Genomic DNA, 12,552 nt, shown 5'->3' with positions numbered 1-12,552 from the left:
TGAATTATGGAAATCGTTTTCCGCAGGACGCGTGTCCGCGCGATCGCTGAGCGGCTGTTGGCTGCTCTTGCCTTGTTCGTCGGTGGGCCGGCCGTGCACGCTGCTGCTGTCTCCCAGCCGGCCAGCGTGGCCTTCTGGTATGCCGAGCAACCACCGCTGCCGGAACTGGCGCAGTTCGACTGGGCCGTGGTCGAACCGGGCCACATGACGCCGGGTGATGTGAAAACCTTGCGGGCGCTGGGCAGCCAGCCGTTTGCGTACCTGTCCATCGGCGAGTTCGACGGCAACAAGGCTGAGGTCGAGAAAGCGGGGTTGAGCAAGGCGGTCTCCCCTGTGCGTAACGACGCCTGGAACAGTCAGGTCATGGACCTCACCTCGACGGCCTGGCGTGAGCATTTGTTCGGTCGCGCCAAGGCCTTGGCAGCGCAAGGCTATGCGGGTCTGTTTCTCGACACGCTCGATAGTTTCCAACTGGTGCCGCAAGACCAGCGCGAAGCTCAGCGCGTGGGCTTGGCCAGCCTGCTGCGTGAGTTGCACAAGCGTCAGCCCACGCTGAAGCTGTTTTTCAACCGCGGCTTCGAAGTGTTGCCGGAGCTGGATGGCGTCGCCGCCGCCGTGGCTGTCGAATCGATCCATGCCGGTTGGGATGCCGCTGCCAAGCGTTATCGTCCGGTCTCGGAGTCCGACCGCCAGTGGCTTGAAACGCACCTGCAACCACTGCGCGCCAAGGGCGTCCCACTGGTGGCGATTGACTACTTGCCACCTGAGCGTCGCGATGAAGCGCGCAAGCTCGCCAAGCGTCTGCGCGACGAAGGTTTTATCCCGTACATCAGCACGCCTGACCTCAACACCCTGGGCATCAGCAGCATCGAAGTCCAGCCGCGCCGCATTGCGATGATCTTCGACCCGCGCGAAGGCGCGCTGGAAGATTCCGCTGGCCATAGCAACCTCGGTGGGTTGCTGGAATACCTCGGCTACCGTGTCGATTATCTGCCGGCCAACAGTGACCTGCCGCTCTACGGTTTCAGTGGCGTGTACGCGGGTGTTGTGACCTGGATGACCAGCGGCCCGCCCCAGGACGCAGCGGCGTTCAATCGCTTTCTCAATGCTCGCCTGGACGAGCAGGTGCCGGTGGTGTTTTTCAGCGGCCTTCCGGTTGAAGACAAACTGCTGCTCAAGCGCCTGGGGCTCAAGCGTGATGTGCCACCCGCGACCCAAGTGTTGACCATCACTCACCAGGACAAGGCTTTACTGGGTGCGTTCGAAGCGCCAGTGGTCCCTCGCTCCCGTGATCTGGCTTCGGTGTCTGTCCTGCCCAACGGCCCGACACCGGCGTTGTCGTTGAGCGGTGCCGGTGGCGCCGTGTTCAATCCGGTGGTGGTGGGTAACTGGGGCGGCCTTGCACTGGCGCCTTACCTGCTGGAAATCAACAACGAGCGCAGCCGCTGGATTCTCGATCCTTTCGCGTTTCTGCAGGCCAGCCTGAGGCTGCCGGCACAGCCGCGCCCGGACACCACCACCGAAAACGGCCGGCGCATCGCGACTGTGCATATCGACGGTGACGGTTTTCCTTCCCGCGCCGAAGTGCGCGGTACTCCATACGCCGGTCGCCACACCCTGGACGACTACATCAAGCCCAACCCGTTCCTGACCTCGGTGTCGATCATCGAAGGTGAGATCTCGCCGCGTGGTGCATTCCCGTTCCTGGCGCGTGAGCTTGAGCCGATTGCCCGAGAAATCTTCGCCAACCCTAAAGTCGAAGTGGCCACGCACACCTACAGCCACCCCTTTTTCATGCAGCCTGAAAAGGCCAAAAAGCGCGAGAATTTCAATCCGGAATACGGCTTGAACATGAAAATCGCCGGCTACGACAAAATCGATTTCCGTCGCGAGATCTTTGGCTCGCGCGACTACATCAACCAGAACCTGACCACCCCGCAGAAGCCGGTGAAGATGGTGTTCTGGCCAGGCGATGCGCTGCCATCGTCCGACACCATCAAACTGGCCTATGACGCCGGCCTGAAGAACGTCAATGGCGCCGAAACCATCATGACCAAGGCCAATCCGTCGCTGACGGGCTTGAACCCTTTGCTGCGCCCAACCCCAGGCGGGTTGCAGTACTACGCGCCCATCATCAACGAAAACCTCTACACCAACCTGTGGAAAGGCCCGTATTACGGCTTTCGCGAGTTGGTCGAGACCTTTGAGCTGACCGACAGCCCCCGCCGCCTGCGTGGCCTGCACCTCTACTACCACTTCTACTCCAGCACCAAGCAGGCCTCGATCAAGGCCATGCACGAGATCTACGGCTACATGCGCGAGCAACAGCCGATGTCGTTGTGGATGAGTGACTACGTCGACCGTCTGCACGGCCTGTACCAGTCGAGCCTGGCGCGTACCGCCGACGGCGCCTGGCAGATCCGTGGGATGGATGCACTGCGTACCGTGCGGCTCGATGCGCAAATGGGCTGGCCGGACTTGCTGCAATCACAAGGCATTGCCGGTGTGCGCGACTTGCCGCAAGGGCGCTACGTGGCACTGAGCAGCGACAAGGCATTGCTTGTGCTGCGCGCGGACAGAGACCCCAGGCCCGCACTGGAGGAGGCCAACCTGCCGTTGCTGGATTGGCGCTACCTGGATGATCGGCGTGTGAGTTTTTCCTTCGCCGGTCAATTTGACCTGTCCTTCTCCGTGCGCTCGGCAACAGCCTGTCGCGTGGAGGTGGATGGGCAGCGATTCGCGGGCAAGGCTTCGGCCGGCCTTTGGACTTTTCAATTACCTATGAAGCAGGTGAGTAATGGTCAGCTCCTCTGCAACTAAGAACAGTCGGCTGCTCAACCCCTGGGCGCTGGCGGTAGTCGCGGTTGCCGTAGGCGGTCTGCTGTGGGCGACTTTTCAGCGTGAATCCGTGTTCCAGCCCGACGGGCGCGAACCCGACGCCGTGTCGGCCAACTATGCCGAGCTGTTGCTGACAGCACACCCGGACGACGACCGCCTGCGATTGCAGTTGGTTGACCTGCTGATTCGCCTCGGTGACTACGCCAAGGCGCGCGAGCACATTGAAGCCTGGCCCACGCCACAGTTGGAAACCCAGGCTTACTACCGGCTGGAGCTGGATGCGCTGGTTGCCGCCAGTGGTAATGATCTGATCGCGCAGCAGGCATTGGTAGAGCGCCTGGAAAGCTTCGATCACCGTAAATTGCCGGTGGCGCAGTTGCAGAACCTGGCGAAGCTGGCGTTGACATTGCAGGCCCCGGCATTTGCCGCGAGCGTCTTTGAAGAGATTGCCGGGCGTGATCCTGCGCAAAAGAACGAAGCCCTCAAATCGGCCGCGCAGTGGTACCTGGCGGGTGAACAACCGGCACGTGCGGCGGCGATCTATTTGCAACTCAAGCGCGACGCCCAGCAACCTGGCGAGCAGCGTGAGTACGCGCAACTGGCGTTCAACAGTTTGCTCTCGGCCGGCCGTGACGAGCAGGCTGCACAGGTGCTTGCCGACCAGTTGCCGATGCTCACGAACCCGCAGACCGACGTAGCATGGCTGAAGCAGGGCGTCGACGTCGCGGTGGCGACCAAGCAGTTCGAGCTCGCACAGCGTGTGCTTGAGCAATGGCATGCCTTGGAACCTGATAACCCGAGTATCCCGTTGAAGCAGTTCCATGTTCGCCTGGCCATCAATGACCTGGCGGGCGCGTGGGACACCGGTCAGCAACTGACGGTCGACTATCCGGATGATATCGAGTTGCTCGAACAGATGGCCAAGCTCGGTGAATGGCGCGGCGAAAATGAAGCGGCGCTGGGTTACTGGATCCGCGTGCTCAAGCTCAAGGAAGACGCGCAAGTCCGCGAGCATGCCTGGCGCCTCGCGAGCCAGCAGTTCGACTTTGACCGCTCTATCCCGTTGCTCGCCGAGATCATGCAGCAACGTGCGCTGACAGATACCGAGTTGGACGCGCTGATCTACGGCCACGAATCGCGCGGTACACCCGCCGAAGCCGAGGCCTGGTTACGCACTTACTTGCGCAAATACCCGTCGCATCGCCTGGCCTGGACGCGCCTGCTGCAAAACCTGGAAAACACCGGGCAGTTCGCGGCCAAGGGCACGCTCTACAAGGACTATGCAAAACGCTACAAGTTGACCACGGCTGAATTGGTTGATTGGGCCAGCACTGAAATGAAGCTGTTCAATGAACAGGCTGCATGGGAAGTGGTGAAGTCCGCTGACGCGTCCATCGATGACCCGGAGTATTGGCGCACCCGTGCTGCCCTGGCCTGGGACTTGGAGCGCGACGAAGACCTGCGCGTCTCACTGGAAAAACTGCTGTCCCTCAATGGCAAGCTGGTCAGTGGTGACGAGAGCCAGCTGATCACGCTGTACCGCACCCGCGACCCACAGCGCGCCCTGGCGTTGATGGTTGCCAGTTGGCATCGCGCCCAAGACCCGCAGCGACTGGTCGAGGCGCTGCAACTGGCTCAGGAGCTGGAGGAGTGGGACCAGGTCGTCGCGTTGCTGGAAGACGCCAAGCAGTACCCGGATGCCTACGAGCAGGCCCAGGTTCTGGCGGTGCGTGGCGCGCTGGCGATCGAGCAGGGTGATAGCGCTGAAGCCGAGCGTTTGTACCTGCTGGGCCTGTCGCGCTATCCCAATGACAACCTGTTCCGCGAGCGCCTGACCTGGCTCTACGTCGACCAGGCTGACACGGTCAAACTCAAGCCCTTGCTGGCCAAGTGGCGTGCCTATGCACGCGAAGACCGCCTGCTGTGGTTGCCGTTCGCCAGTGCCAGCCAGCTGTTGGGTCGCGATGCCGAGGCGTTGGCCTGGTATCGCCTGTACCTCAAGCTTTCCCCGAACGACTGGCTGGTGCAGGCGGCCTATGCCGACGCACTGGAAACCTCTGGCTACCAGGATGCCGCCCAGCGTCTGCGCCTGAAACTACTGCGCAACCCCGAGGCCGACAACTTGCAACCGTCGTCCCAGCGCTACGCGATCTGGCTGCGCTTGATGTCCAGCAGCTACTCGCCACGCAAGGCACAGCAAGAACTGCTGAAGTGGAAAGACGGTTCGCCGTCGATGAAGCAGCTGTGGTTCGAACGCCTGCTGGCTCGTCTGGACTCGACCAATCAAGAAGCGCAGAAAGACGATTGGCTTGCCTGGGCGCGCACCCAAGGCCTCAAGGTCGACCGCTATGAGCAAATCCAGGAAGCCTTGCGCAGCCGCAACAAAGCGCAGGTCGAAACCCTGTTGGCCAGCAGCGACCTGAACCCGGCGCAGCGTGCCCAGGCCCTCAGTCGTCTGAACCGTAACAATGAAGCCCTGGAAACCAGCCTCTCGGCATTGGGCGATGACCAGCCGGGCTCGGTGAATGAGCAACTGCGCCGCCAGGCGGTAGAGATCCACGAATCCACCCCGCAAGGCGCCCTGCTGTCCTATCAGAAGCAGGATTTTGGTGGCCTTTCGTTTGACTCTCCACGCCTGGAGATCGCCCATAACCTGGGTGACAAATGGTACGCCGACGTCGAGATGGAACATGGCAAATACAAAGGCGACGACGTGATCTCCTCGCGAATCGGTGAAGAGAGCAACGCGGCCCTGACCCTGATTCGCTCGGTGGAAAACGGCAGCTGGAAGCTGTTCGCCGATACCAGCCAGCGCCAGGACGACGATCGCAACGGCCTGGGGCTGTCGCGTATGTGGCAACTGGGTACCAGCCATCAACTCGAGACCGGCCTGGACTGGCATCGCAAGAGCGACGACAGCGGCCTGATGCGCGCTTTCGGCCAGCAGGACCGGGCTTGGGTCGGCGGGCGTCATGGCTTGACCGCACGGGATCAGCTGAGTTGGGAAGTGGCGCAGCGGTCGTTTTCGACCCGCGCTGGCGACTCGCTGGGCACCGGCCATGCAGTGAAGCTGGAGCTTAACCACACGCTGGAATTCGCCGGGCCTAACTGGACGGTGCGCAGTGGTGTGGATTACCAGAAGAACAGCGTGAAGGATCGCAATCTGGATTACCTGTCCAGCCGCAATGGCGGTGCTATCAAGATCACGCCTCAGTCGACAGACCCGGATACCGGCGCGCTCGATCCTCTTGATGTGGACACCGTCACCGGTGCCGACCTGCTGCAAAGCCGCTACGGCCAACTCTACGTCGGTAGTTCCTGGCGCCGCGGCATACCGGGAGCGCTGGTGCGCAGCAAGCCGCAATACACCTGGTTGGTGGACATGACGGCGGGTTGGCAGTGGACCGATCAAACCTTCAATTACGGCATCAACACCGGCGTCGGCTTCGAAGTCCTGGGTGACGACGAACTGGCCCTCACCTTCGGCTACCAATCTGCGCCACAAGGCGGGGATGGCAAGTCCGGCGGCACACTGGGCATGAGCTACGGCGTGCGTTTCGGGCGCTGATTACAGAATCTACGGGAGAAAAACCTATGCAAGCAATTCGTAACCTGAGCCTGGCCCTGACAGTACTGTTTGTCGCCGGCTGCTCCAGCTTCACCAGTGAAAACAGCCCGAATCTGCCGCGCAATGCGCAGTGGGGCATCGTGCCGATGATCAACTACTCCCAGACCCCGCAAGCCGGTGAGCGCAGCGAGCAGATCCTGCTCAGCGTGCTCAGCAGCCACGGCCTGCAACCGCGGGTTTACCCCGCCAGCACCCAGGGCGAACAAGCGCTGATGGATGACAACGAGCGCTTGACCGGTGCCCTTGAATGGGCGCGTGAGCAAAAGCTCGATTACGTCGTCGCCGGCAGCGTGGAAGAGTGGCAGTACAAGAACGGCCTGGACGGCGAGCCAGCGGTCGGCATCAGCCTGCGCGTTCTGGAAGCCAGCAGCGGTCGTGTGCTCTGGAGCAAAAGTGGCGCACGCGCCGGCTGGTCCCGTGAAAGCCTGGCGGGCAATGCTCAGACGGTAATCGACAAACTTGTTGGCGCCCTTCGGTTCGAGTGAACGCAATGAATTCTCCACACATGGATTACAGCCTGGCGCCTCGCGCCAGCGGGCCGGTGTCTTGGCTGGAAACACTGCTGGTGACGGGCTTGGCGATTGGCCTTGGCTTCTGGCTGACTCCCGAGGACCCGTTGCAGATGCACGGTGGTTTCCCTTGGCCGATTCTGGCGCCGCTGCTGTTGGGTGTGCGTTACGGTTTTGTGCGCGGCCTGTTCAGCGCGGGGCTGCTCGTTGCGGCGCTGTTTGCGCTGCGTTACAGCGGTCATGAAGGTTATACCCAGCTTGAGCCGTCGTTCATCGTCGGTGTGTTGGTCTGCGGCATGCTGGTGGGTGAGGTGCGCGACCTGTGGGTGCGCCGCCTGGAGCGTCTGCAGATGGCTAACGAATACCGTCAGTACCGTCTCGACGAATTTACCCGTGCCCACCAGATCCTGCGGGTTTCCCACGACCTGCTTGAGCAACGTGTAGCCGGCAGTGACCAGAGCCTGCGCAGTTCGCTGCTGGGCCTGCGCGAAAAACTGCGTGGCATGCCAGTTGAAGGCGATGCATTGAGCGAACTGGCAGAGCCGATTGTGGCGATGCTCGGACAGTACGGTGCATTGCGTGTGGCGGGGCTGTACCGCGTCGACGACAGCGAGAAAAACGTATTGCCGCAAGCCCTGGCGATGATCGGTGTGATGGGCCCCCTGGGTACCGACGACGGTTTGATCAAGCTGTGCCTGGAGCGCGGTGAACTGGTCAGCGTACGCCAGGAGTTGATCGACTCGGGTAACTCCGCGCAGTTCTCATCGCTGCAGGCGTGCATCCCGTTGATCGACGCTGAAGGTCGGCTGCTGGCGATCCTGGCGGTTCGGCAGATGCCGTTCTTCGCGTTCCAAGATCGTACGCTGAGCCTCTTGTCGCTGCTGGCTGGCCACATCGCCGACCTGTTGCGCCGCGACCCGCACGTTCTGCAATTGCCCGACGCCGATTCCCAGCAGTTCACCTTGCAGCTCAAGCGTTCGCTGGTGGATGTCGAGCAGCACACCTTGCCGGCCGGTCTGTTCGCGTTCGAGATGACGCGCGCCAACGAGGAACTGTCGCGTCTGATGGAGCGCAGCCAACGTGGCCTGGACCTGCACCTGGCGGTGCGCAACAACCGCGAACATCGTCTGCTGCTGGTGCTCTTGCCGCTGACAAGCCCGGAAGGTACCGAAGGCTACCTGGCGCGGATTGGCATGCTGTTGCACGAGCACTTTGGTATCGATACCGACTTGGACAGCTTGGGTGTGCGGGTCATGCCTTTCAACCTGGAGCCTGGCTGTGATCGCAACGGGCTGCGTAACTTCCTCTACAACGAGTGTGGCCTGAATGATCAGCAAGTGGCTGTTTAGCGGGGCCTTGGTGTTAGAGGCGGGCAGTTGGGGCAGTTTGTGGCTTGATGCGCCGGTGTCTCATCAATTGCTGGTGTTCATCTTCAGCCACGCCCTGGCCTGCCTGATGCTGTGTGGCGCCGTCTGGCTATTACTGCCGGCGCGCTACCGCGCACCCTTGCCTTGGAGCCCGATTTTTATTTTCAGCCTGGCGTTCTTCGTGCCGGTCATCGGCGCGTTGGGTGTGGTTGCGTCGATCTTTCCTGCGCTTTATCTGCCTCGCAAACGTGACCGTCAGGCCTGGCAATCCGTGGGCATCCCAGGTTTGCCATTTCGAGCTCAAGCCCAGACGCGCTCGCCGATTTTCGCGGATGGCGGACTGCAGGACGTACTGCGTCATGCGCCCGACCCGGACCAGCGCCTCGCCGCATTGCTGGCGACCCGCCGCATGCCCGGCAAGGACGCCGTGCCAATCCTCAAATTAGCCTTGGGCGACCCGAGCGATGACGTGCGCCTGCTGGCGTATTCGATGCTCGACAAGCAAGAAAGCGACATCAACCTGCACATCCAGATGGCCCTTGAGCAGTTGGCTGGCGTCAGCCCGCGCACCGCTGGGCCGGTACATGGCATGTTGGCGCGCTGGTACTGGGAACTGGCCTATCTCGGCCTGGCTCAGGGCAGCGTACTCGAACACGTACTCAGCCAGGCCAGTGAGCACGCCGAGCAGGGTTTGGCGGCAGGCGAGGGTGGCGAACTGTTGCTGCTGGCGGGTCGTATTGCCTTGGAACGCGGCGAGAACGAACGCGCCGAAGTGCTGTTGCATGAGGCCGAGAAGAACGGCCTGGGCGCTGCTCAGTTGCTGCCGTTCCATGCTGAATTGGCGTTTGAGGCCGGTCGTTATCATGAAATCCCTGGGTTGCTCGCCAGCCTTCCTGAAGAAACCCGCCAGCGGCCACCGTTCGCTGAGCTGGTGAGGAGCTGGAATGAATCATAAGCAAACGCCACCGACTGCCGATATCTGCCTGTTGCTGGAAGGGACCTGGCCGTACGTGCGTGGCGGCGTCTCGAGCTGGATTCACCAGATGATCCTGGGCCTGCCGGAGCTGACGTTCTCGGTGATGTTCATTGGCGGCCAGCGTTCAGCCTACGCCTCGCGACGCTATGAGATACCGGCCAACGTGGTGCACATCGAAGAGGTGTTCCTCGAAGATGCGACGCACCCCACCAACACCCGGGGTACGCCGCGCGAAGCCGACCCGCAGCAACTCGCCGACCTGTATCGCTTTTTGCACCACCCGGACCAGCCGGAACGCGAGCTGGGCGAGCGCTTGCTCAGTTGCATCGCCGACGGGCATATGACCCTCGATGATGTACTGCGCAGCCGCGCCAGTTGGGAGACCCTCAGCGAAGGCTATCGCCAGCATTGCGCCGACCCCTCGTTCGTCAACTATTTCTGGACCCTGCGTTCGTTGCAGTCACCGCTGCTGATGCTCGCTGAAGCCTCGCGCAAGATGCCGCCGGCGCGGGTGCTGCACTCGATCTCCACCGGTTACGCCGGACTGCTGGGCTGCATCCTCAAGCACCGCTGGAAGTGCACCTACCTGTTGAGTGAGCACGGCATCTACACCAAAGAGCGCAAGATCGATCTGGCCCAGGCCACGTGGATCGCCGAAAGCTCCGGGCAGGCGCTCAACCGCAGCCTCGATGGTGGTTCGGGCTATATCCGCACCCTGTGGGTGCGCTACTTCGAACGGATCGGCCAATTGGCCTACAACAGTGCCGACAACATCATCGCCTTGTATGACGGCAACCGTCAGCGCCAGATCAAGGACGGTGCCGACCCGCGCCGTACGCAACTGATCGCCAACGGCATCGACTTGTCGCAATGGGCCAGCGCCATGGAAACCCGCGAGCCGGGCATTGCCCCCGTGGTCGGGTTAATCGGGCGGGTGGTGCCGATCAAGGACGTGAAAACCTTTTTGCGCGCCATGCGTGGCGTGATCAGCGCCATGCCGAACGCCGAAGGCTGGATTGTCGGCCCGGAAGAGGAAGATCCGGAATACGTCAGCGAGTGCCGCAGCTTGATGGCGAGCCTGGGGCTTGAGGGTAAGGTGCACTTCCTCGGCTTTCAGCGCATCCAGGACATTCTGCCCAAGCTTGGCCTGATGGTGCTGACGTCGATCAGCGAGGCACAACCCTTGGTGATTCTCGAAGCCTGGGCCGCCGGCACCCCAGTGATCAGCAGCGACGTCGGCTCGTGTCGCGAATTGATCGAAGGCGGCAGCGCCGAAGACCGTGACCTTGGCCACGCTGGCAAGGTGGTGGCGATCGCCGACCCACAGGCCACTTCCGCTGCCATCCTCGAGCTGCTGCGCAGCCCCGAGCGCTGGAAGGCTGCACAAGCCAGCGGCTTGCTGCGGGTCAACCGTTACTACACCGAAGCCTTGATGCTGCAGCGCTACCGCGACCTGTACCAGGCAGCCATGGAGAACAGTTAAATGGCCGGTATTGGCTTCGAACTGCGCAAGATCCTCTCGCGCGACTCATACACCGCCACCCTGCACGCCTATGTGTACGCAGGGTTGATCAGCTCCGGCCCCTGGGTGCTGTCGATCATCAGCGTGATGCTGGTGGGGATCATCAGTCTTGGTCTGTTGTTGCCTAACTCGCTGGTGGGACAATTCCTGGTCACGGTGACGTACCTGATGGCCAGCTCGTTGATCCTGACGGGCGGCCTGCAGCTGTTCTTCACCCGCTTTGTGTCCGACCAGTTGTTCGAGCACAACTACGAACAGATCCTGCCCAACCTGCTGGGCATTCTGTTGATGGTGACTGTGGGGGCAGGGGTGCTGGGCGTCATCGTGCTGGCGCTGCTGTTCGATCAGCCGCTGATCTACCGTGTACTGGTGCTGTCGAACTTCGTGGTGCTGTGCAACCTATGGCTGGTGATCATCTTCCTCTCGGGGATGAAGAAATATAACCGCATCCTCCTAGTGATGGTGGTGGGCTACTCGCTGATGGTTGCGAGCGCCTACCTGCTGAGCTTCCTGAAGATGCCAGGCCTATTGCTGGCCTTGTTGATCGGACACGGCAGCCTGCTGTTCCTGTACCTCTACGACATCCTGCGCGAGTATCGCGCCGAGAAGATGATTGCCTTCGACTTCCTCAATCGTCGCAACGTCTTCCTCAGCCTGCTGGTCACCGGGTTCTTCTATAACTTCGGCATCTGGGTCGACAAGATCCTGTTCTGGTTCAACCCAAGCACCTCCAACACCGTGATCGGCCCGCTGCGAGCATCGATCCTGTACGACATGCCCATCTTTATTGCCTACCTGGCGATCATCCCTGGCATGGCCGTGTTCCTGGTGCGCATCGAGACCGATTTTGCCGAGTGGTACGACCGCTTGTTCCGCGCCATCCGCGACGGCGAAACCTTGCAGCACATCGGTTCGCTGAAAACCGAAATGACCCTGTCCATTCGCCAGGGCCTGCTGGAAATCTGCAAAGTCCAGGGGCTCACGGTGGTGCTGCTATTTCTCTTTGCACCGCGCCTGCTGGAGTGGATCGGCATCTCCAGCTACTACCTGCCGCTGTTCTACATCGACTTGATCGGCGTGAGCATCCAGGTCGTGTTCATGGCGCTGCTCAACGTGTTCTTCTACCTCGACAAACGCCGCGTAGTCCTGGAACTGTGCGTACTCTTCGCCGTGCTCAACGCAGCCCTGACACTGCTCAGCATGCACCTGGGCCCGAGCTTCTTCGGCTACGGGTTTACGCTTTCGTTGCTGGTGTGCGTGTTGCTGGGGCTGGCGCGCTTGTCGTCGGCGCTGGAAGATCTGGAGTATGAGACGTTTATGTTGGCGCGTTGATTGGGGTTTGATGGGTGTAAAAAAGGCACTGGCCGTTAGCGGCAGTGCCTTTTTTTGTTTGCGTGGGGGCAGTTGTGGGCATTTTTCCTGCAGATGGGCGTTTGAATGCTCGCTGCTTTACAAACCCCAGAAACCACAAAGCCCCGCATTGCGGGGCTTCGAGATATGGTGCGGCACCAGGAGTCGAATCGAAACTTAACTACTTATTTCATTGATGAATTATTGTAATTCAGAAGTTTTCTATCCCTAAGATTATCCTAATTCAATTCATGAGGTTTATCCGGCTCGACTCAGCGTCTCGGTGAACTGGCTAGCAGCAAGCTACTGAAGGCTGCGTTCGCAAGAAAACCACGCCGCCTCCCCCGTTACCCGACTGCTTC

The 12,552-nt window shown here is 61.1% G+C and carries 7 protein-coding genes; all 7 read left to right on the top strand.

What is annotated here, in order from left to right; translation table 11 throughout:
• The first annotated feature begins 6 nt into the window (after nucleotides 1–6).
• From CWC48_RS09065 to pelG, 7 genes are read left to right on the top strand one after another with little or no spacing between them, the layout of a single operon-like run.
• Nucleotides 7–2,820 carry a bifunctional glycoside hydrolase 114/ polysaccharide deacetylase family protein gene (locus CWC48_RS09065; RefSeq protein ID WP_078046420.1) on the top strand — a complete coding sequence of 938 codons (2,814 nt, stop codon included), beginning with the start codon at nucleotides 7–9 and terminating at the stop codon, nucleotides 2,818–2,820.
• A complete protein-coding gene (locus CWC48_RS09060) occupies nucleotides 2,798–6,406 on the top strand; it encodes a tetratricopeptide repeat protein (RefSeq protein WP_100491720.1) in 3,609 nt (1,202 codons plus the stop codon). The genes CWC48_RS09065 and CWC48_RS09060 overlap by 23 nt, the downstream gene beginning before the upstream one ends.
• A gap of 26 nt (nucleotides 6,407–6,432) precedes the next feature.
• Nucleotides 6,433–6,951 (top strand): penicillin-binding protein activator LpoB, encoded by a 519-nt coding sequence (locus tag CWC48_RS09055; RefSeq protein ID WP_100491719.1) that lies wholly within the window; start codon nucleotides 6,433–6,435, stop codon nucleotides 6,949–6,951.
• 5 nt (nucleotides 6,952–6,956) lie between these two features.
• Complete coding sequence (locus tag CWC48_RS09050; RefSeq protein ID WP_250883755.1) at nucleotides 6,957–8,324, top strand: PelD GGDEF domain-containing protein; 1,368 nt, start codon at nucleotides 6,957–6,959, stop codon at nucleotides 8,322–8,324.
• Nucleotides 8,302–9,297: a HEAT repeat domain-containing protein gene (locus tag CWC48_RS09045; RefSeq protein WP_078046424.1), complete on the top strand. Its 996-nt coding sequence runs from the start codon at nucleotides 8,302–8,304 to the stop codon at nucleotides 9,295–9,297. Before CWC48_RS09050 ends, CWC48_RS09045 begins: the two co-directional genes overlap by 23 nt.
• Nucleotides 9,287–10,801, top strand: coding sequence for a GT4 family glycosyltransferase PelF (pelF, locus tag CWC48_RS09040; RefSeq protein WP_025858569.1), 1,515 nt, complete (start codon nucleotides 9,287–9,289; stop codon nucleotides 10,799–10,801). The genes CWC48_RS09045 and pelF overlap by 11 nt, the downstream gene beginning before the upstream one ends.
• Entirely contained in the window at nucleotides 10,802–12,172 is a 1,371-nt protein-coding gene (gene pelG, locus CWC48_RS09035) for an exopolysaccharide Pel transporter PelG (protein WP_099491381.1), read from the top strand.
• The last annotated feature ends 380 nt before the right edge of the window (nucleotides 12,173–12,552 follow it).

This window comes from Pseudomonas sp. S10E 269, from assembly GCF_002798465.1.
GTDB lineage: Bacteria > Pseudomonadota > Gammaproteobacteria > Pseudomonadales > Pseudomonadaceae > Aquipseudomonas > Aquipseudomonas pergaminensis.
The sequence above is the reverse complement of the archived record's forward strand: the minus strand, read 5'-3'. Positions and strand labels throughout refer to the sequence as shown.